This is a genomic window from Labrys neptuniae, from assembly GCF_040797145.1.
Taxonomy (GTDB): Bacteria; Pseudomonadota; Alphaproteobacteria; order Rhizobiales; family Labraceae; genus Labrys; species Labrys neptuniae.
Genome location: NZ_JBFNQD010000016.1, coordinates 32,480 through 57,870, shown reverse-complemented (window position 1 = coordinate 57,870; position 25,391 = coordinate 32,480). Strand labels below are relative to the sequence as shown.

Sequence of the window (25,391 nt, the reverse complement as noted above, 5' to 3'; positions counted from 1 at the left end):
AAACCTGTTTGCTGGAGGCGGGAGGGCGGCCGTCGAAACGGCCGCCCTCCCGAAAGCTCATGCGTTCGAGGGGCTCAGCGGATGCGGGGCAGTGTCTCGAACTGGTGGAAGGGCGGCGGCGAGGACAGCGTCCATTCCAGGGTGGTGGCGCCTTCGCCCCAGGGATTGGCGGCCGCCTGCTCCTTGCGGACGAAGACCGCATAGAAGTTGATGGCCAGGAACCAGATCACGCCGCCGAAGAAGATGAAGGCACCGAGCGAGGAGACCAGGTTCCAGCCTGCGAAGGCCGGGTTGTAGTCGACGAGGTGGCGGGGCATGCCGGCGAGGCCGAGGAAGTGCTGCGGCATGAACAGCATGTTGGCGCCGACGAAGGCGATCCAGAAATGCACCTGGCCCATCCAGTCGGGGATGACGTAGCCGAACATTTTCGGGAACCAGTAGTACCAGCCCGCGAAGATGGAGAAGACCGCGCCCAGCGACAGCACGTAGTGGAAATGCGCCACCACGTAATAGGTGTTGTGCAGCGAGCGGTCGACACCGGCATTGGCCAGCATCACGCCGGTGACGCCGCCGACGGTGAACAGGAAGATGAAGCCCGTCGCCCACACCATGGGCGCCTTGAAGTCGATGGAGCCGCCCCACATCGTGGCGATCCAGGAGAAGATCTTCACGCCGGTCGGCACCGCGATCACCATGGTGGCGAACACGAAATAGGCCTGGGTGTCGACGTCGAGGCCGACGGTGTACATGTGGTGGGCCCACACGACGAAGCCGACGACGCCGATGGCGACCATGGCATAGGCCATGCCGAGATAGCCGAAGATGGGCTTGCGCGAGAAGGTCGAGATGATGTGGCTGACGATGCCGAAGCCCGGCAGGATCATGATGTAGACTTCGGGGTGACCGAAGAACCAGAACAGATGCATCCACAGGATCGGGTCGCCGCCATTGGCCGGATCGAAGAAGGCGGTGCCGAAGTTACGATCCGTCAGCAGCATGGTGATGGCGCCGGCGAGGACGGGCAGCGACAGCAGCAGCAGGAAGGCGGTAACCAGCACGCCCCAGGCGAACAGCGGCATCTTGTGCAGCGTCATGCCGGGTGCGCGCATGTTGAAGATGGTGGTGATGAAGTTGATGGCGCCCAGGATCGAGGAAGCGCCGGCCAGATGCAGCGACAGGATGGCGAAATCCATCGCCGGTCCGGGCGTGCCCTTGATCGAGGACATCGGCGGATAGGCCGTCCAGCCCGTGCCGACACCGAGGTCGTCGGCGCCGGGGCCGCCGGGCACGAACATCGAGATGATCAGAAGGCCGAAGGCCGGGATCAGCAGCCAGAACGAGATGTTGTTCATGCGCGGGAAGGCCATGTCCGGTGCGCCGATCATCAGCGGCACGAACCAGTTGCCGAAGCCGCCGATCATCGCGGGCATGACCATGAAGAAGATCATGATCAGGCCGTGCGCGGTCACGAACGCATTGAACGTGTAGGGGTTGGTGAAGAATTGCTGGCCCGGGAACATCAGTTCCGCGCGCATCGCCACCGACAGCAGGCCGCCGATGATACCCGCGACGAGCGCGAAGATCAGGTAGAGCGTGCCGATGTCCTTGTGGTTGGTCGAATAGACATAACGGCGCCAGCCGGTCGGATGATCATGCGCGTCATGGGCATGCGGATCTTGGGCATGATCCCCATGCGCCGATGCGTTGTGGGCAGTGGCCATCACATTCAATCCTTTAGTCGAGCCGTCAGGCCATTACTTTACTACGACGGAGGTCGCGGCTGCGACCTTGTCCAGGGCGGCGCCGTTCATTGCAGTCTTCTTGCTGGCCACCCACTTCTGGAACTCTTCCTCGCTCACCACGCGGAAGGCGATTGGCATGAAGGCATGGTCGCGGCCGCACAGGCGCGAGCACTGGCCGTAATACATGCCTTCGCGGGTGGCCTTGAACCAGGTCTGGTTCAGGCGGCCGGGAATGGCGTCGATCTTGATGCCGAAGGAGTTCACCGAGAAGGAGTGAATCACGTCGTTGGAGGTGACCTGCACCACCACCGTCTTGTTCACGGGCACGACGACCTCGTTGTCGACCTTGAGCAGGCGCAGCGGATCGCTCATGGGCAGGTCGCGCACCATGGTGGAGGAGAAGGAAATGTCGCCATTGTCGGGATATTCGTAATCCCAGTACCACTGGCTGCCGGTCGCCTTGATGGTCAGGTCGGCCTTCGGAATCACTTCCTCCATGTAGAGGAGCTTGAACGAGGGCAGGGCGATGCACACCAGCACCAGAATCGGCAGCACCGTCCATGCCACTTCCAGGATGGTGTTGTGCGTGACCTTGGAGGGGACCGGATTGGCCTTCTTGTTGAAGCGGACGATCACGTAGAGCAGCAGGACCATCACGAAGAGGGTGATCGGTACGATGAACCACATCACATAGGTATGGAACCAGTTGATATATTCCATGACCGGCGTGGCGGGTTCCTGCAGGCCCATCTGCCAGGGCTGCGGCTCGCCGAGGCCGCCCTTGGCGGCCTCTTCGGCACCGGCCGTGCCGATCATGAGGCCCCACAGCAGCGATGACAGTGCCACCCCGCCCATTTTCTTCCTAGCCTGGAAAGCCATCCGCCTTCTCTCCAATTCCCCGCCGACACGACGCAGCCGATACGGCACGTGGTACGCCTCTTGGCTCGTTACCGGTCGGGAGCGCCAATCGCGCAAAACTCTCTGGCGCGCAGATTTCACGGATTGGAACTCATGTAAAGCACACGGTCACTCAAAAACCACAATCCACAGCGCATCGCAATGGTTCGACGTCCACGGTTTGTGCGGCAATTGGGCGCGAAAGCGCCATGATGTGCCGTCAACCTGGGTGGAACACCGTTGCGGCGCCGTGCTTGACAGTCAGGGCCTGTCTGCTACCCGTCGCGACTGAAATCCAAACCGGGCCTGCGGGCCCTGATTCGGCGAGGATGTAACTTGTTGGCACACATGCTGAAACATGCTCTTGCGACCACGCTGCGGCGGGTAGCCGGCCTTTCCTTCGCGGGCCTGCTGGCCGGTGCCGTGCTTGGCGGTCCTGCCGCGGCGCAGCAGACCGATCAGCTCGGCGTGCTGCGCTCGACCCACGACAATTGGCAGGTGCGCTGCGATACCCCGCCGGGAGCCCAGCAGGAACAATGCGCGCTGGTGCAGGCCGTCACCGCATCCGATCGCCCCAATGTGGCCCTCTCGGTGCTGGTGCTGCGCACCGCGGACCAGAAGAGCCGCCTGCTGCGGGTGATCGCGCCGCTCGGCGTGCTCCTGCCGTCCGGCCTTGGCCTCAAGATCGACGGCAAGGATGTCGGCCGCGCCGCCTTCGTGCGCTGCCTGCCGACGGGGTGCCTGGCCGACGTGGTGCTCGACGATTCCCAGATCGGCATGCTGCGTACCGGTAAGGAAGCCACCTTCATCATCTTCCAGACACCGGAAGAGGGCATCGGCATTCCGCTGACCCTGAAGGGCTTTGGCGAAGGTTTCGACAAGCTGAAATGAGGCATTGGAGGGTCGATCTCCGAATCGACCTTTCGTGGATCTCGACGGTGCCGGGTCGATCCGGAGATTGACCCTCCAAGGGGCCTTACACTGTCGCCCGATCCAGAATCGGCCGCAGGTTCAGGCCGGCAGGGAGGGCGCCGTAGCAGCCACGCATGCCGCCAGCGAGGCGGCCGGCGATGAAGGCCTCGGCCATCGGTGCAGGGCCGTGGCGGAGCAGGAGCGAGGCTTCCAGCGCCAAAGCGAGATCTTCCACCAGACGGCGGGCCAGGCCTTCCTGCAAGCCGCCGGCACGCATGGATTTCTGGATGGCTGCGACGAAGGCATCGTAGCGCGGATCCAAACCCCGTGCTGCCTCCAATTCGCTGCGCAATGCCTCGACGGTCGCGGGCTCCTTGGCGAGCGCCCGCAGCACGTCGAGCGCGTTGACATTGCCGGAGCCCTCCCAGATCGCGTTGACAGGCGCCTCGCGATAGAAACGGGCGAGCGGTCCCTCCTCGACGAAGCCGTTGCCGCCGAGACATTCCAGTGCCTCGTAGCTGAGATTGGGCAGGCGCTTGGTCACCCAGAATTTGGCGATGGCTGCCCCGATCCGCGCAAAGGCAGCTTCCTCAGGCGTATCGGCATCGAAGGCCCGGGCGACTCGCATGACCAGCATGGTGGCCGCTTCCGCCTCGACCACCAGGTCGGCGAGGACGGGCTGCATCAGGGGCTGCTCGATCAGGAGCTTGCCGAAAGCCCGGCGGTGGGCGGCGTGGTGTACGGCCTGTACCGCGCATTGGCGCATCATGCCGGCACAGACCAGGGCCGCGTCGAGCCGGGTCTGGTTGACCATGGCCATGATGGTGGCGACGCCGCGTCCTTCCTCGCCGACGCGCCAGGCCAGGGCACCGGCATAGTCGATCTCGGCCGAAGCGTTGGAGCGATTGCCGAGCTTGTCCTTGAGGCGCTGGATGAAGATGGGATTGCGGGTGCCGTCCGGCCGCCAGCGCGGCACGAAAAAGCAACTGAGCCCGCCGGGGGCCTGCGCCAGGGTGAGGAAGCCATCCGACATCGGGGCCGAACAGAACCATTTGTGCCCGGTGAGTTCGTAAAAGTCTTCACCGAGGGGGGCTGCGCGGGTGGTGTTGGCCCGGACATCGGAGCCACCCTGCTTTTCCGTCATCGCCATGCCGATGGTCGCCGCTCCCTTGTCGGCTACCGGCCGGGCCGAGCCGTCATAGGCATTGGCTCGGATGAGTGGGCCCCATTGTGCAAAGAGAGTCGGCGCCTGGCGCAATAAGGCCAGGCTGGCGCCGGTCATGGTGATCGGGCAGCACACGCCGGGTTCGATCTGGGTCAGCATATATTCCAGGACGGCATGGGCGACGAAGCCGCCGGAACGCCCCGAGGCCGGCAGGGAATGGATGCCGGCCTCCAGGCCGCGTGCCATCAGGGCATGATAGGCGGGGTGGAACTCGACATGATCGATGCGCTGGCCGAAGCGGTCGAAACTATGCAGTTCGGGCGTGTGGCGGCCGGCGGCCTCGCCGAGCGCGATCGCTTCGGCGCTGCCGATCGAGGCCCCGAAGGCGCTCGCGGCGTCCCGTGCCCAGCTGGCGCCTTCGCGCTCCAGGGCAGCCTGCAGCCCGGGGTCGCTGTCGAACAGGTTGTAGTCCAGCAAAGGCGGGACCTGGTTGGTCACCTGATGGGTCGGCAGGTCGGCGATCGGCTCTTGCGCAATCATGGCGTGGCTTCCTGACTGCGGGCCAAACTATCGCGTGGGAGCACCTCTGGCGAGGGGGGAAGGGAGGGCAGGGGTTTTCCGCCGCAGGATATCGGCCTATATCGATGCCCTTCGCCCACCATGGGCAACGGGGCGTGCGGATCGTCCGGCCTTCTTCCGAATGCCGCAACGAGGTCCGCATTCCCAGGAATTGGACTGAAAATGCGCCATCCCCAAGCCGACGACGATGCCGCGCCCGCCGAGGTGTCGGTGCAGCCGGCCGCCCTGTCGACGACGGCGAAATTCGTGACCGGCTCGATCATGCGCCATGTCGTGGTGATGACCACGACGGGTTCGATCGGGCTGATGTCCGTCTTCGCCGTCGACCTCATCAACCTGTGGTACATCGCCCATCTCGGCGACACCGCGGCGACGGCCGCGGTTGGCTACGGCGCGGCGGTGCTCTTCCTGGCGACCTCGATCTGCATCGGCGTGATGATCTCGGCGGGTGCTCTGTGCTCACGCGCATTGGGGGCCCGCAATCGCGAGCTGGCGCGACGCTACGGGGCTTCCATCCTGGTGTGGATGATCCTGATCAACGCGCTGGTGGCGGCAGTTGCCTTTCCGCTGATTCCCTGGCTGCTTACGCAGCTGGGCGCGACCGGCCGCACGCTGGAGCTGGCGACCATCTTCCTGCAGATCAGTGTGCCGAGCGGCGTGCTCATGGGCAGCGGCATGGCGCTTTCCGGCGTGCTTCGTGCCGTCGGGGATGCCAGGCGCTCGATGTATGTCACGCTGTCGGGGGCGATCGCCGCTGCGATCCTCGATCCGATCTTCATCCTGTGGTTCGGCCTCGGTGTCGAGGGGGCGGCGATCGTCATCGTGATCTCGCGGCTGGTTACCGTTGGAGTTGGCTGGTATGGCGCTTCCCGCGTGCATGATCTGGTGGGCCGGCTGTCGCTGCGCGAGGCGCTCGCCGATACCGGGCCGATCATGGCGATCGCGGGGCCGGCCATGCTCGCCAATCTCGCGACCCCCGTGGCCAATGGCTACATGACGGCGGTGCTGGCCCCCTTCGGCGACGGCGCCGTGGCGGGCAATGCCGTGATGGGGCGCCTGATCGCCTTCTGCTTCGGGGGCATCTTCTCGCTCTCAGGCGTCGTAGGACCGATTCTCGGGCAGAACTACGGTGCCGGTCGACTCGACCGCGTGCGCCGTGCCCTGACCGATGCCTTCACCTTCACCACGATCTATGCGCTGGTCGTGTGGGCGGTGCTGGCGGCCGCGCACCAGCTGGTGATCCGCCTGTTCAACATCGTCGATCCGCAGGCTGCCCAGCTCATCACCTTTTTCTGCCTGTTCGCGGCGGGATCGTGGGTCTTCCACGGGCTGCTCTTCGTTGCCAACGCTTCCTTCAACAATCTCGGCTTTCCGATTGCCGCAACCCTGTCCAATTGGGGCAAGGCCACGCTCGGTACCATTCCCTTTGCCATGGTTGGCGCAAAATATTGGGGAGCGGAGGGGGCATTGGCCGGACAGGGGCTTGGCGCCGTGATCTTCGGCGTGTTTGGTGTATGGTGGGCTTACCGCTCGCTGCGGTGGCTTAAGGTCCCTGGACAGACCTAGAGCAAAGCGCGTTTGGACCGAAACGCTCATTTGCTCTAACTCTTTGGTTCGACGCGTCTTTGCGATTCTGGGCGTAACCGCCAAATCGCAAAACGCTTTAGGGCCGCGGCGGCGGTGGCATGGGAAGCGGCATGAACACACTTTTCGATCTATTGAACACCGCGCAGAACGGGCAGGCGATCGACAATCTGGCCCGCCATTTCGAGCTCAGCCAGAAGCAGGCTTTGGCGGCGGCCGAGGCGCTGATGCCGGCCTTTTCGCTCGGCCTGAAGCGAGAGGTGGAGAAGGCGAAGACGGCTTCCGAACCGCCGGATTTCTTCGGCTTGTCGGGAGTGCCGCAGGTCGACAGCTTCCAGGATGCGGCCCTGGCCTTCACACAGCAGGCGACCCAGCAGGGCCAGCGCGTGATGGCAGCCCTGTTCGGCACGTCCGAGATGACGAAGGCTCTGTCCCAGCTCGCAGCCTTGCAGAGCGGCGTCGCCGCCCCGGTGATCGCCGCGATGCTGCCGTCGGTGGCGTCCATCCTGGTCAGCGGCCTGGCGCGGGCAGGGGCGCCGGCGCCCAGCAATCCGTGGGGCGACATGGTCGAAGCCATGATGCGGGCTTTCCAGCCGTCTCAGCCCAAGCCGGCTCCCTGGTTCGACAACAGCGCATTGGCAGCGTTATGGGCGCCGTTCCTGATGCCGAGCCCGGCCCCGGTTCCCAGAAATGACGCGGCGGCGGTAATGGATCAGATGCTCGAAGCGGGAAGCCGGATCCAGAAAGCGCAGGCTGATGCGATGCAGTCGCTCCTGGAGAGCTGGTTCGGCAAGAAGTAGCCCACGAAAAAGCCCGCTTCAGGCGAAGCGGGCTGAGGTGCGGAAGTCACGCTTCCGGGGCGTTCTGCCGCAGGGGAAGCGGCCAGAAGTCGTGCCGGTCGGGCATCAGGCGTGCAGACCGACGAAATTGTCATGCTTGGCGGCCTTGGCCGAGCAGCGCCAGTCCATTTGCGCCGCGACGAGCTGGGCCGACGGATCGCGCCAGAGCGGCTGCGACAGGGCGCCTTCGACGTCGGTCGGCGTCAGGCCGAGATCGCGCAGCATCGCTGCATCCGCAGCGGCCAACTGGTTGATTTCCCGGCGGTTGTGAAGCGCGACGGCGAGACTGGCGATCTTGCCGAATACAGCGCGCACCATCTCGGTGAGGGTCGAGACGAGAGAGGAAGACTGGCTGTTGACGACGACGCTGTTCATCGGATTCTCCATCGGGCGGCCGGTGATGCAGCACTCCCGGATGGAACGCTCCACTCATCACCAATACTGAACGGTAACACTATGAAACATCGGCATTGATCAATCCAACGAATGTTTCTAATGTTCAGCATAAGCGATTGTTATCGTGCTCTTTGATGGCGCGTGGAGGCACGCACCTCAGGCAATAGCGAGGCGAGGGTAGCCATGGCAGTGCTGTTGGATATCGATCAGCTCAGGACCTTCATTGCCATCGCCGAAACGGGCAGCTTCACCCGCGCCGCGGACATCGTCTTCAAGACCCAATCCGCCGTCTCCATGCAGATGAAGAGGCTGGAGGAGCGCATCGGCAAACCGATCTTCGAGCGGGACGGTCGCGCCTCCAGGCTGACGGAAGACGGGGACAAGCTGCTCGACTATGCTAGGCGCATCGTCAAGCTCAACATGGACGCGGTCTGCGCCTTCTCCCAGAACGAGCTGACCGGGCGCGTGCGCATCGGCATTCCCGACGATTACGCCGACCGCTACCTGCCCGAGATCATGGCGCGCTTCTCGCAGGCCAACCCCAGGGTCGAGGTGACCATCGTCTGCGAACCGACGCCCATGCTGATCGAACGTATCAATACCAATGATCTCGACCTCGCCATCATCACCCATGTCGAGCACAAGGGAGCAGCCGAATTCGTGCGGCACGAGCGCCTGCTCTGGGTGACCTCGAGCCGGCATCAGGTCCATACCGAGACACCGCTGCCGCTTGCGCTCGGCCGTCCGAGCTGCGGCTGGCGGCAGGCGGCACAGGAGAAGCTCGAAACCATCAATCGCAGCTATCGCGTACTTTATTCGAGCTGGAATTCGACCGCGGTCGGCGCCATGGTCCTTGCCGGCCTGGCGGTCTCGGTGCTGCCCGAGAGCGCGTTGAAGCCGGGCATGCGTGTCCTTGGTCCCACCGACGGCTTCCCGCCGCTGCCCTCCTGCAAGATCGGGCTGGTGCGCAATTGGCGCGAGCAGACTTCGCTGACCGATGCGCTCGCCAGCCTGATCATCCAGAGCCTCGACAATCTGGCGCAGAACGAAGCGGCGGAATAAAGCTGCCGGTTTGGATGAGGCGAGGAGCCGTCGATCCGACAGCCGCTTTCCCAGATCCCCGGTGTGCTCAAGCCGCGCTTTTCAGCGGGCTCGGCGAGCCCTGGTTCGCCAGGACCAGGGCCGAGGCGGGATTGAGGCTGTCCACCATCGTGGTTGGGATCAGGATGGTGGCGCCCCGCTCCTTGGTCGTTTCGTAGATGATGTTCATGGCCCTGAGCTGCAAGGCGGCCGGATGGCTGGCATAGGTCTCGGCCGCCTCCACGAATTTGCTGGCGACTTCGGCTTCCGCCGAGCCGAGGATGACGCGTGCCTCTCTTTCCCGCTCGGCCTGGGCCTGGCGTGACATCGCATCCTGCAGGGCCACGGGGATGGCGACGTCGCGGATCTCCACCGACATCACGGTGATTCCCCATTCGGCGGTCTTGCAGCCGATGACGTCGCGCAGGCGCTCGTCGGCCGCCTTGCGATCGGACAACAGGGAGGACAGCATCGAGGCGCCGATCATTTCGCGTAGCGAGGTCTGGGCGACGCGATCGATCGCCTCTCGGTAATGGGTGATCGCCAGCGCCGCTTTCTCGGCATCATGCACATGCCAGAAGATGATGGCATCGACATTGACGGGCACGGTGTCGCGGGTCAGGGCCTGCTCGGCGTTGAAGGCGGTGGTCTGGATGCGTTCGTCGATCACGGCGACGACATTGTCGATGACCGGAATGATCGCGAACAGGCCGGGTCCGTAGACGCCCTGCAGATTGCCGGCGCGCAGCACCACGAATTTCTGCCAGGTGTTGGCCATCTTGAGCGAAGCCGCAACGACGAGGGCGAGCAGGAACAGGACACCGGCAAGCCAGTACTGACCGAGATAGGCCGAGCCTGCGCCGGCGAGGGCGAGAATGCTCGTGGCGAACAGGGTGATGGGGTTCATGGCGATACTCCCGGAGCGGGCGTGGAGGCGTCATCGCCTCCTGGCGCCAGTTCCTGGTTCCGCCGCATCCTGCGGGTCCTGGTGATCCCGTCGGGAGCAAAGCACTACGGCGGAGCAATCCCGAGCATGGCGGGCCGGGGCCGCAGTCCCAACCTGCATATGGCCATCGCCGCCGCGCAGTTAAAGAGGAGTGCCGGCAGCGCCCGGAACCCGGCTGGGCTCAGGGATGCGTCATCAGCTGGTTGGTGAGCAGGCGCCGGTAGAGCAAAGCGAGCACCACGGCGAAAAAGCCGTCGAACAGGGCGAACCACAGGAAGCCGCCGCCGCAGAAGAGCCAGATCAAGGCCATCCACAGGCGGCCGCCGATGCCGATCACATTGGGCATCCGAGCAATCAAGGGTTGGTACCAGCCGGGGATATAGAGCACGGTGACGAGCAGGAGCGTAGCGCCCCAGCCACGCTCCCAACCCACCGGAATGGCGTCCGGCAGGCCGGCCATCTGCGAAACCCAGCCGGGGCAGAAAATGCAGGCGAGCCCGATCAGCACATGCACGGCCATGTTGAAGCCGAGCACGAGCCGGTAGCTGCGCAGGGCCCTGGCGGCCTGCGCCATGGTCCATCCGAGGGTGAGGGTCTGATCGGTCATGGCGGGGTTCTCCCGGTCAGAAGGTGAGCAGATAGGAAAGTAGATCCGATTTGGCGGATGCCGGCAGATCCGTGCCGTAGAGATGGCCATCCTTGCCGTTGCCGGTCTGGGTGGTGTCGAAGCAAAAGCCGGTTGCCGGCGGCGGGCCCTTGGGATCGCAGGGCGGCGAGAGGAAGCCGCCATTGACGCCATCGATCACGTCGCTGCCGCGCAGATAGGCTGCTGGCCGCTGGGCAGGCGGGGCGAGCAGATCCTTCAGCGTGGGAACGGCACCATTGTGCAGATAGGGGCCGCGCAGCCACAGGCCATCGAGCGGGAGATTGGCGTAGCCGTCGGTCTTTTCGAAGGATCTGAAGGCATAGGGTGTACCGGCGAACAGTTCCGTGAGCTGCCTTTGCCGGAAGGCCGGCGTGTAGCTGTCGAGGCGCGCTCTGTCGGTGCCGAGCCGCGCGATGGGATCGACCTTGCCGATCGCGTCGCCCTGGAACTGATAGCCCGCCGGATCCTGCTCGCCATGGCAGGAGCTGCAGGCGCTCCTGTAGACGGTGCGGCCCCGCTCGACGGCTCCGGCATCGGGCCGGTTGGGAGAGGCCGGCGGCTTGAGCGTGAGCAGCCAGTCGGCAACGCGCTTGATGGCGGCATGATCGACCGTCTCGGGGGTGACGCCGGCACCGAGCGCAGCCGAAAGATTGCGTTCGGCCAGCGAGGTGTTGTTGCCGTCCCAATGCAGATGCATGCCCTCGCGCGGCCCCTGCTCGAAGACCGCGGGGAAGTCGGCGGCGCCGATCACCTCGGCCGGCGTCAGCGTCGCGGCGGGAATCTTCATCTGCACCGCCTTGTAGGGATTGAAGGTGTCGACCCGGCCCGGACCCCAGTCGGGCTGGCGCGCGAGCAGCGATTCGAGCCGGGCATGCCGCGCGATCAGGCCTTCGCGCAGGGGGGGCAGCACGAGGTAGCGCCAGGCGACTTTCTCGACCACGCCGAAGCGATGGCCGGCGGCTTCGGCCGCGGGAATCAGCGTGTCCGGCGCCATACGCTCGTCGGCGGCCGTCGACAGGACGAAGCGTACGAAACGTTCGAACTGCAGATTGTTGGAGGGCATTGCCGGTACGGTGGTGCGGGGCCCGTTCGCGCTCAGGCGATAGGTGCCGGTGTGGCAGACGGCACAGTTGAGCCAGACCATGTCGACGCCGCGCACCGTCCGGCGCGAGACCCCGATGGGCAGGTCGCGCTGTCGTCCCAGGCTGTCCTTTTCATAGAGGAAGCCGAAGGCGCTGTAGTCGTCGCGTTGTTCGAAGGCATCCGGGAACAGCCTGGGCAGGGCCTGCCAGACCCGGTAGGGAATGCCGCTTTCCGTCTCCGAGCCGATCGAGCCATATTTGAAATGCTCGATCACGTCGCCATAGCGCGGTGTGTCGTTGCGCGTGAAGAGGATGGCCGCCGTCAGGGCGAGATAGACAGCCGCCACCAGGGCGGCGATGAGCACGAGCCGCACCGGCCGCCATCTATGGCGGCGTTGCGCCAGTTGGCGCTCGACTTCGGTGACGAAATAGGGTTCCGGCATCGTGCTTTTCCTTGAATGTGGTCGAGCGGCAGCCTCCGATCGGCTCATGAAACGGGGTGAGGGGGTGTGCGTTTTCGTGTGGCTCTGGGGGGATTGGCCACCGCGCGAGCAGGGCTCGAACCGGATGGATCCGCGCCGGGAATGACCAGGTCGGGCTTCGTCGCATAGATCGAGTAGAGGGCGGCCAGCATGGCGTCGCGGTCGGGAAAGCGCTGCTCCTCGTAGCAACCCAACGGGTTCTTGGCCGCGTTGACCAGGCATTTGTTGCAATAGGTGCAGGGATTGGCCGGGAGATCGTGCCCAGCCTGCCATTGCCGGGGCAGATCGTTGTTGGCGATGAGGGAGCGGGCAATCGCTACGCCGTCGCACTGGCCCGAGGCCAGCGCCTGACGGACCACCGATGCTGTCTGGAAACCGCCGGTGACCAGCACCGGGATGGTGAGGGCCTGCTTGAACTGGCGGGCTTCCTCCAGGCTGATGCCCTCGATGCCATGGCCCTTCTTCATGCGGAACCAGAGCCAGCGGAAGATCGGCCGCAGGGCCGGGTAGCGGAACAGCAGAAAATTGCGCAGGCCGTAGAGACCGGAGGCGATCATGGCGTCGTAGACCACGGCCAGGGTCTCCAGCGAAAGGTCGCCCGGCGGATTGAGGGGATGGGGGAAGAGCGAGCCGGTGGAGACGTGAATGGCGTCGACCCCTGCTGCCTGGCAGTAGCGCGCCACCTCGATGGTCTCGTCGATGGTGTTGCCCTTCTTTTCCCAGGGAATGACGTTGTTGCGATCGACCGCGGAGAGCTTGACCTGCAGGTGGAAATCCGGGCCGACATGGCAGCGGATCGAGCGGATGACCTCCAGGAGGAAGCGCGCCCGGTTGGGCAGGGAGCCGCCATAGTGGTCGGTGCGGTCATTGATGCCGGAGGAGAGGAACTGGGTGAAGAGATAGCCGTTGGCTGCGTGCAGTTCGACGCCGTCGCAGCCCGCCTCGCGGGCTCGCCAAGCCGCACGTCCGAATTTCTCGACCAGGATGCCGATCTCGCCCGGCGTCATCGCCTGGGTCGGAAAGCCGTGCAGGGTCTCGCGCGCATTGGTGGGGCTGGCCACCGGGCGATGCTGGTTGGTGACGCCAGGCACGTCCATCTGCCGGCCCGAATGGCTGAGCTGCATGATGAAGCGGCAGTCATGGGCGTGGACCGCCTCGGCAATCCGGGCCCACAGCGGAATGAAGGCGTCGCGATGGTTGGTGGCGTAATTGGCCGCGATCCGCCCCTCGATCGCCATCGGCACGAAGGAGGTGATGATGGCGCCGACACCGCCCCGAGCGAACTTGCTCTCCCAGTTGAGGCGGGTCTGGGTAGGCGAGCCGTCTTCATTGTCCCAGCGTCCGGAAATACTGGAGCGTAAGATGCGGTTCTTGACCGTGAGATTGCGGAAACGGAGCGGCGTGAAGATTGGATCCTCGCCGATTGACTCGGATGGTCTCATGGCTCGTCGTCCTGCATGCGGGCTGCCGTCCAGATCCCGGCGAGCAGCCGGAACACGAAGCCGGAGGCCGGGCAGGCGCTCCAGGAGGCGGATTGGAAGGCGGTGGCGGGATCGAGCGTGCGCCCGGCGGCATGGGCGAGCTTGAACCTCACCAGGGCGCCGGGTTCCAGCGAGCCACCGGGGATATCGGCCACGCCCTTGGCCTGGCGCAACACCGAGTTGGGTGCGGCGAGCGAGGCGATCGCCGCCGCCCTGCCGTCGAGGGCGAAGCGGCGGCCGGGATCGTCGTGATGGCCGCGCAGCCGGTCGAGGCTCGCGACCAGATTGTGCACGGCGATGCCGACGGCATGGATGGCAACCGGATCGCGCCCGACCGCGCCGGCCAGGATGTTCCTGTCGGCCTGCAGGGTGCCGAACAGCGCCTGCTGCAGCCAGAGCAAGGGATTGGCGGTGCGGGCGGCGGCATCGAAGCGCACGGCCGCGTCCCACAGGCGTTGGGCTTCCGCTTCCTGCGGCGTGAAGGCCGGGTCGAATTGGCGGGCGATCACGGCCTGCAGCGCCGGCCCGACCTGTTCGCGCGGGCCGGTGCCCCTGACATAGGCGACCAGCGGGTGCTTGCCGGACAGTTCGGGCAGGGCCGCGTCGTGCAATCGGGCGGCGAGGGCGGCCTGGGCCGCGCGGCGCTCTCCGTCATGGCGCGCCCGCATGGTCGGAAACGGGATGCCGTCGATGGCAAATATCCGTGCCAGCCGGCCGGCCAGCATCCGGTTGAACAAGGGTCCGGCCTTGCCGAAGGCGCGGTCGAGACGGGGATCGCGGTCGATCGCAGCGATGGTGGCGGCGTCCTCGACTTCGAGGAGATCGATCAGCAAGGGGATGCGGATGCGCCGGGCCATCTCACCTGCTCGCCTCGGTCCAGGGGAAGAAGACATTGCGGGTGACGGCGAAAGCCGGCGCGAGTTCGGGGAGATGGCGCTCCAGCACGCTACGCAGCGAATTGTCCTGGACCCAGCGGAAACCGGCCGGCGTATAGATCTCCGGGCGAAAATCCTCGGTGAAGAAGCGATCGCTCTTGAAGCGACGCGAGGCCATCAGGATGAAGATGCGGAAAACGGTGTCGGAAAAGCCGAATCCCGGTGGGGAGCCGTTCGAAGCGTTGCTTTCCGCCAAGGTACCGACCAGGAGATCGACCTGCTCGACCGAGCCGTAGACATCGCTGAGTTCCTGGCGCCAGCGAGGGTCGTTGGTGAGTTCCTCGAAGCTGCGCGGTGCCGGCGCGCCGATCAGGCGGCGGAATTCGCAATAGCGCGGCACACCTCGTTCACGGTCGCGCAAGATGTCGACGGCCGCCAGGTCGATGAACAGATGATCGTCCACACGCTTGTCGAGCCGGCGGAGTGCATTGGGGTAGTTATGGAGCACCAGCGCGCCGGGATGGGCGGTGGCGAGGGAATAGAACACATTGAGGAAGCCGGCCTTTTGGTAGACGGCGCGTGTCTTGTCGGCGAAGACATCGGCGAGCCCGCATTCGAACAGGGCGTCGTCGTCTTCGTGCCGGCGAAAGGAAAAATCGTCCGGCAGCAGCGAATGCAGCCGGTAGGAGGCGGCGAACTCCTCGGTCATGGCATAGGGCACGCCGCCATGGTCCTTGGGCGAACCCGGAATGCCCGAGAGGATCTCACCGTCACCGATGCGGCCATGGCTGTTCTTGAAGGTCTCGCCGAGCAGCCCGAAATAATTGCCGCGCATGGCAAAACGGCCCGCTGGCGAATTCATCAGCGCCGGCGTCCATTCGACGGTATGGATCTTGGCGAGCAAAGCCGCGTTGACCAGCCGTGCTTTCTGGAACAGCCATTCGCCGGTTTCTCCGGGATGGTCGATGCGCAGACGGTCGACGATGGCGTTGTGCTCGCGTGCGAACAGGGTATGCAGGGCGGAAAGGCCGACCCACCAATTGCCGTTGACCCCTGCAAGCTCCAATCCCTGCTGTTTGGCCTTGGTATCGACAGGCAGGTGACCCTCTTCGTCGAGATGGATCTTGCCGTCGGGGCGAACGGCATTCGTTGCCGGGTCGGTGCGGATCTGAAGCTGGCGCTCGAGGCAGGAGCCATAGATCTGCGAGGCGTCCCACCAATGGCTTTCGACATTGGTGTAGGTGGGCGGCCGTCCCGGCTGGTCGGCCGATGGGACATCCGACCTGGTGCGCCTTACTTTCATCGAAGGCGTTGGCCAGCCATCGCCCTCCGGTACGGGAAAATGATGGGGATTTTCCTGGAGATTGGGCCCATGGCTCAGCCAGTCATGCACCATGAACTGGATCCAGGCCGCCGCCAGCACGTTCAGATGCGGGACCGGCGCAAAAGCCTCCCGCGCAAGCAATCTGGAGCTGACCAGGCGTGGATTGGGCTCATACAGGGTTGGTGCCACCTCGCCATAGGTCTTGTCCAGCGGGACGTTGCGGCCAAAACGCGTACCGGCCCGCCCCATCCAGGGCTGGGCGAGATCGTTGTAGCTGCCGTCGGGCGTGCGGAAATGCTGGATGTCGAAACCGTTGGCGAGGGCGGGTTGCGCCGGTGCGGTTTCCGTATCGAACAGGTTGTTCCGCCGCAGGATGCCACGAAGCCCGAGAAGGATGGCATCGCTCAAAGGGAAGGGCCAGAGATACCATATCTTCAGGCGGCTGGTCACACGTGCCAGCAATATCAGCGTGTTATCGACGATTGCGCTCATCGCTGCCTCCCCTGCGGTCGCAATGATGAGTAGGAAGCGTTGGCTTGTCGACTTCGAAATCCTGATCGACAGAACCGGAATCACGGTATTGTCACGGTATTTGATGCAATGAATTCTTCAGAATCGAGAGTATGGTGGGTTATTATACCTCGAAGGCGGGGGCCTTCGGGAAAGCGCATTTGTTTTGTCTGATTTTTTGTGAATTTACATTGACGTTGAGGTAGGGGGCTATCGCTTGCGCTGTTCGAGAGGCCGTCGCGGTTTCAGGCGGCGCGCGGGCGCTGATGCCGAAGGATTGTGCGCTCGATCGTTTCGGGGCGCGTCTGCATTTCGATGACGAGCAGGGCCGCCCCGAGCAGCAGTCCGGTGCGCAGATCGGACTGGGCCGACGCGATGGAGAGGTTGCGCGTGGCCAGTGGCAGCGAGCGCTGATAGACCAGCTCGCGGATGCCCGACATCAAATCCTCACCGGCCAGGGCGAGCGTACCGCCGATCACGATCACGCTGGGATTGAGCACGCTGACGACGTCCGAGGTCACTTCGCCGAGCACGCGGCCGGCTTCGCGTACCAGCCGCACGGCTTCCGGCTCGCCTGCCTGGGTCAGCGCGATGATGTCGCGGGCGGCCGAGGCCTCGATGCCATGGCCCCTCAGATCGCGCGCGATGGCCCAGCCGGCGGCCCGTGCCTCGACACAGCCGAGCTTGCCGCAGCGGCAGAGCGGGGCGGGAGCGTGGGTGAGCTGAATATGGCCGATATCGCCGGCCGCACCCTGGGCGCCGCGATAGAGCCGGCCGTCGGTGATGATGCCGCTGCCAATGCCGGTTCCTGCCTTGATGTAGAGGAACTGGCCGACATCGGGCCAGAAACGGCGATATTCGGCCAGGGTCATCAGGTTGACGTCGTTCTCCACCACGACCGGCGCGTCGAAATGCCGGTGCATCCAGCCCCGGATGTCGAAATCGTCCCAGCCCGTCATGACGGAAGGACCCACCACGCGGCCGCCCTCATGGTCGACCGGCGCCGGCAGGCCGAGACCGATCCCGAGAACCTCGTCGCTGTCGCGTCCGATCTGCGCCAGCAGTACCTGGAATTGCTCGACGATCCAGCCCAGGACCGGTACCGGGCCGCGGCGAATGTCGACGCTTCCCACCGCTTCGGCCAGGATGCGCGGTTCGAGATCGGTGACGGCTAGGCGCACATGGCTCTCGCCGATATCGGCGCACAGCGTCACACCGAAGGCGGTGTTCAGCCGGATGAGGCGCGCCGGCCGCCCGCCGCTCGGCATTGCATCCGGTGCCTCCTCGATCAGCCCGGCGGCGAACAGGGCGGCGAGGCGTTCGGTCACGGTGGATCGCGACAGGCCCGAGGCCTCGATCAGGGCGGACCGCGAACGCGCTTTTCCGGCGGCGATCAGCCAGAGGATTGCGCCGGCTCCGGCCGCCGAGCCCGCTTCCTGCCCCGACCTGATACTGTCTTTCACCGCCACTCCTCGCTGCCGGCCCTGTTTCCTGCGGCCGGCAAGCTTATGACTAGAATCAGTCATAAGCCAGAGCTGGAGCGCCAAGCTGAAAAGGAAGGCGTGGGATTTGGAGTGTCAGCCTCCTGCTGACATATCTGTCGACGGATACGGTGATGTCTGGATGTCAGCCCCGCTCCATCAAGCGATGGAGCTATGAAGCTGGCGCTCCAATCTCCGTTCAAGTCAAAGCGCCTGGTCAGCGGCGACCGGTCAGCATCAGGAGATTGCCGGCCAGCACGACCGCCAGGCCTGTTATGGCGAGCGCGCTCCAGACATAGCCCTCGAAGATCGTCGAAATGGCCAGGGCGACCACCGGGAACAGCACGGTGGAATAGCCGGCCCGGCTGGCGCCGATGCGCGACAGCAGGGTGAGGTAGGCCGCAAAGGCCAGGACCGAAGAGAGCAGGGCCGACCAGAGCAGCGCGCCGAGATAGGGCAGGTTGGGCTCGATGATGAAGGCCTGCCCGCGCGCGAGGCTGAAGGCGAACAGGAAAAGCGAGCCGTAGACCATGCCCCAGGTGGTGGCGGAGGTAAGGGAAATGGCGCGGTTCTTCAGGCTGAGAGTCAGCATGTTGCCGAAGCAGAAGCTGAGGGTGCCGACCACGCACAGGATGAGGCCGGTAAGGGCGGCGCTCGAAAGATGGTCGCCGGCAAGCTGCGGCACGAACATCAGGCCGACTCCGGCAAAACCCATCAAGGCGGCGGCAACCGAGCGCAGGCTGGGTTTCTGGCCGAAAATCAGGGCGCTCAGCACGATGTTGAACACCGAAGCCAATGAAAAGACCACGGCGAGCAGGCCGGAGGGCGTCGACAGGCCGCCATAGTAGAAGCACAGGAAATTGGTGGAAAAGAGCAGCAGGCCGAGCCCGGCGAAGCTGAGATGGTCCTTCCAGGCAAAGGATAGCGGAGCGCCCGACAGCACGACCCAGCCCAGCATCATCACCGCGGCGAGCAGGAAGCGCCACAGCAGCGACACTTCCGGCGCGACCACGCCGAGCTGCATGTGCAGCGCGATCCAGGACGTGCCCCAAACGAAAACGACCCCGGCATAGAGGCCGAGATCGGTAGCTCCGAGAGGCGCTGCCTCGCTCGGTCCTGCCTTCAAAGTCGTGCTGGTCATGCCTTGGATTATCGGGGGATTTGCCGGGCCGGTCCAATCAAGCTCGCGAATGGAAATCATCGCGCCGGTTGATGGTTGCGCGGGATGGATGCTTCAATCCGTCCGTGATCATCGCGCTCCGAACAAGCCCCCTCCCTGGCGATGGGAGCTGCGCGGCATGGATTCTTCGTTTCGCTCGATTGACAAAACTCAGTAAGAATTTTTTACTTATATGAATATTTTTTTCTAATAGGTGAAGTATCGAATAGGATTTCCGTTAACTGATAGGAGAAATGTGTATGTCGAGGCGTGATACGTATCCAATCCGCATATTTCTGACTGTCGTGGCCGTTACTTTCCTGTTTTCTTCGGCGCCACCAGCGAGAGCGTTTGAAGACACCGGCAAATACCAGCCGATCAGCGAAACCGAGGCCGAAAGGACGATCACGCTGACGGGGCGCGACCTCACCTACCAGCAGGTTGTCGAGATCGCCCGCAACGGCGCCAGGGTCGAGCTCAGCCCCGAAGCGCGACAGCGCTCGGCCGATGCCTATGGCCTTCTGCTGCAGGGCGCCGCCGAGAACGTCACGATCTATTGGTTCAATCGCGGCGCCGGGGATCAGCGGGAGACGGTGATCTTCTCCGGTGATCCGACCACCCCGGAGAACACCAAGCTTTTGAAGGACCAGCAGCTCGCGCGGTTCAAGGACGGTGTCAGGGACGGTTATGGGCCGGAGATCCGGGAAGAGGCCCTGGTGCGTGCCATCATGGCCATTCGCGCCAATACGATGTCATACGAGGCCGCCAGTCCGCCCCTGACGCAGATCCTCGTCGACATGCTGAACAAGCGCGTCACGCCCGTCGTGCAGTCGCGCGGCACGCTCGGCGAGGGCGATCTGAACACCCTGGGCAATATCGGCGCCGCGATGGTCGGGGAGGGGGATGCCTATTACCGCGGCGTCCGGATGCCCGCCTCCCAGGCTCTCGCCCAGGCCGGCATCAAGCCCCTCGAACCTTTTGCCGCGGATGAAGCAGCATTGATCAGCACGAATGCCTATGCGCAGGCACAGGCGGTTCTGCTGCTCGAGGACTCCCGCAGGCTGCTGGAATGGACCGATCTCGTCTATGCGATGGACCTGCTTGGCATGAATTCCAGCGTCACGCCGATTGCCGCTCCGGTCCAGTCGATGCGCCCTTATGGCTGGCTCACCTGGAACGCCGCCCGCATCATGGACATGATCAGGGGCAGCTATCTGTTCGACGAGGACGCCACCCGTATCATCCAGGATCCGGAGAGCATGCGGGCCTCGAGCCAGCGGCAGGGCTCGGCCTGGCAGGCCTGGGCGGATCTCAGGGATTCCGTCAGCCTTTCCATCAATTCATCGGATCACAACCCGGCGACCATACCGGCGCTCACCCCGGAAAGTTCCTGGGAACTGAGCACGCCGCAATTCATGAAGTACCACGTCAAGGGCGGCAAACTCAGCGGCGGCAAGTCGGGCTACATCTTCTCCAACGCGAACTGGGATCCCTACCCGCTCGCCAATCAGGTCGAAGCGTTCACCCTCGCCCTGACGAATATGGGCGTGGTGATCGCCCAGCGGATCGAACGGTTCAAGAACCCGTTCTTCACCGTGGTCAAGCCGGCCGATGTCCTGAACGCCGAAACGCGGAAGAACGCGCCGACATTCGGTGGTTACCTGCCGACCGACCTGTGGCAGGAGCTTGCCGAGATGGCCACGCCCGTCACGCCGGCCGGCCAGGCCATCGTCTCGACGGTCGAAGACCTCCAGGCGCAGACCAGGATCAAGACCGAACGTGCCCGCAAGGCCGTCGACCTCTCCTTCGAACTGCTCGCGCATGACCTGCTGACAGCGAGTTACTGGATGGAGATCCGCAAGATCCAGAATCCATCCCGCAATTTCGGCAAGGCATCTTCCGAAGCGCTCGCGGCGCTGCGTCAGGTCGTGCCGTGGCAGCAATCCGCACAGGATCGTCCGAAACGCCCGATCGGCATGGTGGTCTATGATTTCATGCAGGCCAACCCGGCATCGAAATTCTATGCCGGCGGACCGAAGCCACCGGAAGGCCGGCCATTGCCGAAGGCGGGGCCGCAATAGCCGACAGGCGACGGGTGCCGCTCCGCGGCGGCACTCGCTGTATCAGATCGCGAACAGCCTGACCTGTCATTCCCTTCCCATCGCCTTTGGCGGTGCCTGGAATGACGGCACTTCCGTTTGCATAGAGGTCAAATTGCGTAACCTGGTGGCAATTCGCGGCGCTGCGAATCACGGTCCTGGCGAAGGGCGGTGTTTTGCCCGGCTGGTTCAGTAAGCCTTCTCGTCGAAGATCGGATCGATCTTGCCGCCCCATTCGCCGTGATAGCGGGCCAGCATCTCGTCGGCGGCGGTCACCCCGCTTTCGACGACGTCGTCAAGGCCGTCGAGGAAGTGCTCTTCGTTGCGGCCTTCCCAATCCTCGATATTGCGGGCCTTGAGGCCCTGGCGCGCAATGGCGAGGGCGCGCAGGGCGATGTCGCGCACGCTTTCATTGCGGAACGGCGTTTTCAGGGCCTGCCGGCTGACGCTGTCGCGCAGGGCCTGGCGCTCGGCCTCGCTCCAGTCCTTGACCAGGTCCCAGGCCGCGTCGAGCGTGTCGTCGTTGTAGAGCAGGCCGACCCAGAAGGCCGAGAGTGCGGCAAGCTTGCCGGTTGGCCCGGCATCGGCGCCGCGCATTTCCAGATAGCGCTTCAGCCGCACTTCCGGGAACAGCGTGCCGAGATGGTTGGCCCAGTCCGACATGGTGGCGCGGACGCCCGGCAGTTGTGGCAGGGTGCCGGCCAGGAGGTCGCGGAACGAGGCGCCGGCCACGTCATGATAGACGTCGCCGCGCTTGACGAAATAAAGCGGCACGTCGAGGGCATAGTCGACATAGCGCTCGAAGCCCATGCCGTCCTCGAAGGCGAAGGGCAGCATGCCGGTGCGGTCGAGATCGGTGTGGCGCCACACTTCCGAGCGCAGCGACAGGAAGCCGTTGGGCCTGCCCTGCAGGAAGGGTGAATTGGCAAAGATGGCGGTGGCGATCGGCTGCAAGGCGAGCGAGACGCGCAGCTTCTTGACCATGTCGGCTTCGGAGGAGAAGTCGAGATTCACCTGCACCGTCGAGGTCCGGTACATCATGTCGAGACCCATCACGCCGACCTTGGGCATGTAGTTCGTCATGATCTCGTAGCGGCGCTTGGGCATGCGCGGTGTCTCTTCCCGCGTCCATACCGGCGACATGCCGAGGCCCAGGAAGCGGATGCCGAGCGGGCCGCCGATCTCGCGCACCTGGGCGAGATGGGCGTGGATTTCCGAACAGGTCTGATGGATCGAGTTCAGGGGCGCGCCGGAGAGTTCGAACTGGCCGCCGGGTTCCAGTGAAATGGCACCGCCGCCGGTGATGTCGAGCATGCCGATGATATGCTCGCCTTCCATGATCGGTTCCCAGCCGAGCATGGCCTGCAGGCCCTCGAGCAGCGCACGGATACCTTTGGGGCCTTCATAGGGAACCGGCTGGTGCGTGCCGGCCCGGAAGGGAAACTTCTCGTGTTCCGTACCGATGCGGAACTGGGACGGAGGTTTAACGCCCTTTTCGATCCAGGCGACGAGTTCGTCGCGCGAGCCAATGGGAGTTGAATCGATTACGTCGCGGGCCATGCGGGCAGAACCTTACAAAACGGCCCGGACCATAGACAGTGCCATCCGGGAAAACAATCAGGCGCCGACACAAGATCGCGTCAAAAGTGTGAGGGGAAAAGGAGAAGGCAAGTCCCGCCCCTCCTGCCGCGGCCGGTGCCATGTCTCAGCGCCAGTCTCCACGAGCGGCCTGCACCAGAGCAAGGGCCGCCACCGCCGCCGTGTCGGCGCGCAGGATGCGGGGGCCGAGCGAGAGGCGGGTATGGGACGATATCCGGCCGATCGCACTGCGCTCGATATCGTCGAAGCCGCCTTCCGGGCCGATCAGCACGGCCAGCGGCCCCCTGGGAACGCTGGCGAGCGCCTCGAGCGGGCTGGCGATCGCGGCGCTCTCGTCGCAGAAGATCAGGTGCACGCCGGGATCCCAGACCTCGGCAAGGCGCATGAGGTTCTGTTCAGGCCTGATCTCGGGCACGGAAATCACGCCGCATTGCTCGGCCGCCTCGATGGCGTTCGCCCGCATGCGCTCGAGATTGACCCGGGAGACCTGGGTGCGACGCGTGATCACCGGCTCGATGGTGCCGACGCCCATCTCCACCGCCTTCTGCACCATGTAGTCGAGCCTTGCATGCTTGAGCGGCGCGAACAGCCAGCGCAGCGTCGGCATCGGGGTCTGGGGCCGGGTCTGTTCCTCGACTTCCAGGCCGATGCGCTTGCCTTCATGGGCGACCGCGGCAGCGAATTCGCCGTCCGCGCCGTTGAAGACCAGGATGCGGGCGCCCGCCTTCAGGCGCAGGACATTGCCCAGATAGTTCTGCTGCGTCTTGTCGAGCGCGACGGGCTGTCCTTCGCCGAGCGGCGCATCGACGAAAAGCCGGACGGAAAGAAAATCATAGGCGGCCATGTACCGGGTCTTTTTTCTCTAGAGCAAAGCGCGTCCGCGCATGAACGCTCGTTTGCTGCAATTCTTTGTTTCGAAGCGTCTTTGCGGTTACTGCCATCACGTTCGAATTACAAAACACACCACAAAAACAGGGGGCGGACGTGCCATCAAGCTGCCCCGAACTTGCGAGATCAATAGTTCCTCTGTATCGAGAGTGTCACCACCAATCTTGCGGATGTCCTCATGTTGCGTCTCGTTTCGATTTCCCTCGTCGCCGGCACCTTGCTGGCTGCAGCGCCCGTCGCAGCGCAGGAGTCGGCTCCGATCGGCAATCAGTTCTGCAACAAGGACCTGCAGCCGATGATCGATCGCCGGACGAAGATCGCGACCGCTTTGCAGGCGATCAACAAGCGCGGGCGGCCCAAGACCTTCGAGCAGGCCAAGAAGACATTCAACGAGTTCTGCGGCAGCCTCTCCTCCTATATCGAGAATGACAAGAAGATGTTGGACTACATGCAGTCCAACAAGGAATTCTGCTCGATCACGGACGAGAACATCAAGCAGATCACGGCCGACCTGACCCAGACTCAGAAGACCAAGGCCAAGATCTGCTCCCATCCGCCGCGCCAGCAGGCCGCTCCGCAGCCCGGTCGTGGCGGCGGGGGGGGGCCCGCTGCGCCCAAGCCGCCCGTCAATCTGCGCCTGCAGTAAGGGGAGAGCGCCGGCATGGGGCCGCTTCCCGCCGAGGCTGGTCCAACCGGGCTGGCGAACAAGGTGGCCGACGCCCCTACCGGCAACTGGGTCGACCGCTATGCGCCGGCTGCTTGGCGGCCTTTTCTGCGCCTGTCGCGCGCCGATCGTCCGATTGGCGGCTGGCTCCTGATGTGGCCCTGCTGGTGGTCGGCGGCACTTGCAGCCCTCCACCACGGCACCGTTGCCCAGACGCTCTGGCATCTTGCCCTGTTCCTGATCGGCGCCTTCATCATGCGCGGTGCCGGCTGCACGCTCAACGACCTCGTGGATCGCGACATCGATGACAAGGTCGAGCGTACGCGTTCGCGGCCGATCCCGTCCGGGCAGGTCACCGCCCTTGCTGCCGCGGCCTGGCTGGCAGCCCAGGCCCTGGCCGGCCTTGGCATCTTGCTGCAGTTCAACCTTTTCGCCGTGCTGCTGGGCATTTCCTCACTGGCGGTGGTGGCTGTCTATCCCTTCATGAAGCGGATCACCTCCTGGCCGCAGGCCGTTCTCGGTCTTGCCTTTTCCTGGGGTGCGCTGATGGGCTGGGCGGGCGCTGCGGCAGGGCTGGCTCTGCCGGCGCTGTTGCTGTTCGCCGGATCGGTGCTGTGGGTGATCGCCTATGACACCATCTATGCCTGCCAGGACAAGGAGGACGATGCGATCGTCGGCGTACGCTCGACGGCGCTGCTGTTCGGCGACAAGGCCCGCGGTGCGGTCGGTGTCTTCTACGCCGGCGCCGTGGTGCTGATCGGGCTGGCCCTGGCAGCCAACGGCGCCGGCCTGCTGTCCTATCTCGGCCTCATCGGTTTTGCGTTTCATCTCGCCCAGCAGGTCGTGCGCTTCGATCATCGCGACGGTGCGCTGTGCCTGAACCTGTTTCGCTCCAACCGCGATGCCGGTGCCATCCTGTTTGCCGGCCTGATGGCGGATTGCCTCTGGAACTGGCTCTGAA

General features: G+C 64.4%; 21 protein-coding genes. 7 read left to right on the top strand and 14 right to left on the bottom strand.

Annotated elements, in window-relative coordinates; translation table 11 throughout:
• Nucleotides 1–74: 74 nt before the first annotated feature.
• Nucleotides 75–1,721 (bottom strand): cytochrome c oxidase subunit I, encoded by a 1,647-nt coding sequence (ctaD, locus tag ABXS05_RS29100; RefSeq protein ID WP_311943313.1) that lies wholly within the window; start codon nt 1,719–1,721, stop codon nt 75–77.
• 33 nt (nt 1,722–1,754) lie between these two features.
• The gene (coxB, locus tag ABXS05_RS29095; protein ID WP_415080532.1) at nt 1,755–2,621 is read right to left on the bottom strand and encodes a cytochrome c oxidase subunit II; all 867 of its coding nucleotides are present in this window, start codon (nt 2,619–2,621) and stop codon (nt 1,755–1,757) included.
• 366 nt (nt 2,622–2,987) lie between these two features.
• Between coxB and ABXS05_RS29090 the strand changes: the two genes are divergently transcribed.
• The gene (locus ABXS05_RS29090) at nt 2,988–3,530 is read left to right on the top strand and encodes an invasion associated locus B family protein (RefSeq protein ID WP_311943311.1); all 543 of its coding nucleotides are present in this window, start codon (nt 2,988–2,990) and stop codon (nt 3,528–3,530) included.
• A gap of 85 nt (nt 3,531–3,615) precedes the next feature.
• Here the strand turns inward: ABXS05_RS29090 and ABXS05_RS29085 are convergent, their stop codons facing one another.
• Nucleotides 3,616–5,256, bottom strand: coding sequence for an acyl-CoA dehydrogenase family protein (locus ABXS05_RS29085; protein ID WP_367626284.1), 1,641 nt, complete (start codon nt 5,254–5,256; stop codon nt 3,616–3,618).
• Nucleotides 5,257–5,457: 201 nt separating this feature from the next.
• Here ABXS05_RS29085 and ABXS05_RS29080 point away from each other — a divergent pair, with 201 nt between their 5' ends.
• Both ABXS05_RS29080 and ABXS05_RS29075 read left to right on the top strand, forming a co-directional pair.
• On the top strand, nt 5,458–6,861 hold the full coding sequence (locus tag ABXS05_RS29080; protein WP_367626283.1) for an MATE family efflux transporter: 1,404 nt from the start codon (nt 5,458–5,460) through the stop codon (nt 6,859–6,861).
• A gap of 131 nt (nt 6,862–6,992) precedes the next feature.
• Nucleotides 6,993–7,679 carry a DUF937 domain-containing protein gene (locus tag ABXS05_RS29075; protein ID WP_311943305.1) on the top strand — a complete coding sequence of 229 codons (687 nt, stop codon included), beginning with the start codon at nt 6,993–6,995 and terminating at the stop codon, nt 7,677–7,679.
• Nucleotides 7,680–7,784: 105 nt separating this feature from the next.
• Here ABXS05_RS29075 and ABXS05_RS29070 read toward each other — a convergent pair whose 3' ends face one another.
• Nucleotides 7,785–8,093: a DUF1127 domain-containing protein gene (locus ABXS05_RS29070; RefSeq protein WP_311943303.1), complete on the bottom strand. Its 309-nt coding sequence runs from the start codon at nt 8,091–8,093 to the stop codon at nt 7,785–7,787.
• Between the two features lie 204 nt (nt 8,094–8,297).
• Here ABXS05_RS29070 and ABXS05_RS29065 point away from each other — a divergent pair, with 204 nt between their 5' ends.
• Complete coding sequence (locus ABXS05_RS29065; RefSeq protein WP_311943301.1) at nt 8,298–9,176, top strand: LysR substrate-binding domain-containing protein; 879 nt, start codon at nt 8,298–8,300, stop codon at nt 9,174–9,176.
• A 67-nt stretch (nt 9,177–9,243) separates the two neighbouring features.
• On the opposite strand, the gene ABXS05_RS29060 is transcribed toward ABXS05_RS29065, so the two are convergent.
• From ABXS05_RS29060 to ABXS05_RS29025, 8 genes are all read right to left on the bottom strand, one after another.
• Entirely contained in the window at nt 9,244–10,101 is an 858-nt protein-coding gene (locus ABXS05_RS29060) for a slipin family protein (RefSeq protein ID WP_367626282.1), read from the bottom strand.
• Nucleotides 10,102–10,321: 220 nt separating this feature from the next.
• Nucleotides 10,322–10,747, bottom strand: coding sequence for a hypothetical protein (locus tag ABXS05_RS29055; protein WP_367626281.1), 426 nt, complete (start codon nt 10,745–10,747; stop codon nt 10,322–10,324).
• 16 nt (nt 10,748–10,763) lie between these two features.
• A complete protein-coding gene (locus ABXS05_RS29050) occupies nt 10,764–12,311 on the bottom strand; it encodes a c-type cytochrome (RefSeq protein WP_367626280.1) in 1,548 nt (515 codons plus the stop codon).
• Between the two features lie 44 nt (nt 12,312–12,355).
• Complete coding sequence (locus ABXS05_RS29045) at nt 12,356–13,792, bottom strand: NADH:flavin oxidoreductase (RefSeq protein ID WP_367626279.1); 1,437 nt, start codon at nt 13,790–13,792, stop codon at nt 12,356–12,358.
• Nucleotides 13,789–14,688, bottom strand: coding sequence for a hypothetical protein (locus ABXS05_RS29040; protein ID WP_367626278.1), 900 nt, complete (start codon nt 14,686–14,688; stop codon nt 13,789–13,791). Before ABXS05_RS29040 ends, ABXS05_RS29045 begins: the two co-directional genes overlap by 4 nt.
• 1 nt (nt 14,689) lies before the next feature.
• Entirely contained in the window at nt 14,690–16,522 is a 1,833-nt protein-coding gene (locus ABXS05_RS29035) for a peroxidase family protein (protein ID WP_367626277.1), read from the bottom strand.
• Nucleotides 16,523–16,785: 263 nt separating this feature from the next.
• Complete coding sequence (locus ABXS05_RS29030) at nt 16,786–18,003, bottom strand: ROK family transcriptional regulator (RefSeq protein ID WP_367626276.1); 1,218 nt, start codon at nt 18,001–18,003, stop codon at nt 16,786–16,788.
• Between the two features lie 235 nt (nt 18,004–18,238).
• On the bottom strand, nt 18,239–19,162 hold the full coding sequence (locus ABXS05_RS29025; RefSeq protein ID WP_367626275.1) for a DMT family transporter: 924 nt from the start codon (nt 19,160–19,162) through the stop codon (nt 18,239–18,241).
• A gap of 278 nt (nt 19,163–19,440) precedes the next feature.
• Between ABXS05_RS29025 and ABXS05_RS29020 the strand changes: the two genes are divergently transcribed.
• On the top strand, nt 19,441–21,261 hold the full coding sequence (locus tag ABXS05_RS29020; RefSeq protein ID WP_367626274.1) for an aromatic amino acid ammonia-lyase: 1,821 nt from the start codon (nt 19,441–19,443) through the stop codon (nt 21,259–21,261).
• A gap of 207 nt (nt 21,262–21,468) precedes the next feature.
• On the opposite strand, the gene ABXS05_RS29015 is transcribed toward ABXS05_RS29020, so the two are convergent.
• Together ABXS05_RS29015 and ABXS05_RS29010 are read right to left on the bottom strand one after the other, a co-directional pair.
• A complete protein-coding gene (locus ABXS05_RS29015; RefSeq protein ID WP_367626273.1) occupies nt 21,469–22,839 on the bottom strand; it encodes a glutamate--cysteine ligase in 1,371 nt (456 codons plus the stop codon).
• Between the two features lie 145 nt (nt 22,840–22,984).
• On the bottom strand, nt 22,985–23,722 hold the full coding sequence (locus ABXS05_RS29010; RefSeq protein ID WP_311943278.1) for a 16S rRNA (uracil(1498)-N(3))-methyltransferase: 738 nt from the start codon (nt 23,720–23,722) through the stop codon (nt 22,985–22,987).
• 222 nt (nt 23,723–23,944) lie between these two features.
• Here ABXS05_RS29010 and ABXS05_RS29005 point away from each other — a divergent pair, with 222 nt between their 5' ends.
• Together ABXS05_RS29005 and ubiA are read left to right on the top strand one after the other, a co-directional pair.
• A complete protein-coding gene (locus ABXS05_RS29005) occupies nt 23,945–24,412 on the top strand; it encodes a hypothetical protein (RefSeq protein WP_311943275.1) in 468 nt (155 codons plus the stop codon).
• Between the two features lie 15 nt (nt 24,413–24,427).
• On the top strand, nt 24,428–25,390 hold the full coding sequence (ubiA, locus tag ABXS05_RS29000; RefSeq protein ID WP_367626272.1) for a 4-hydroxybenzoate octaprenyltransferase: 963 nt from the start codon (nt 24,428–24,430) through the stop codon (nt 25,388–25,390).
• Nucleotide 25,391: the final 1 nt, after the last annotated feature.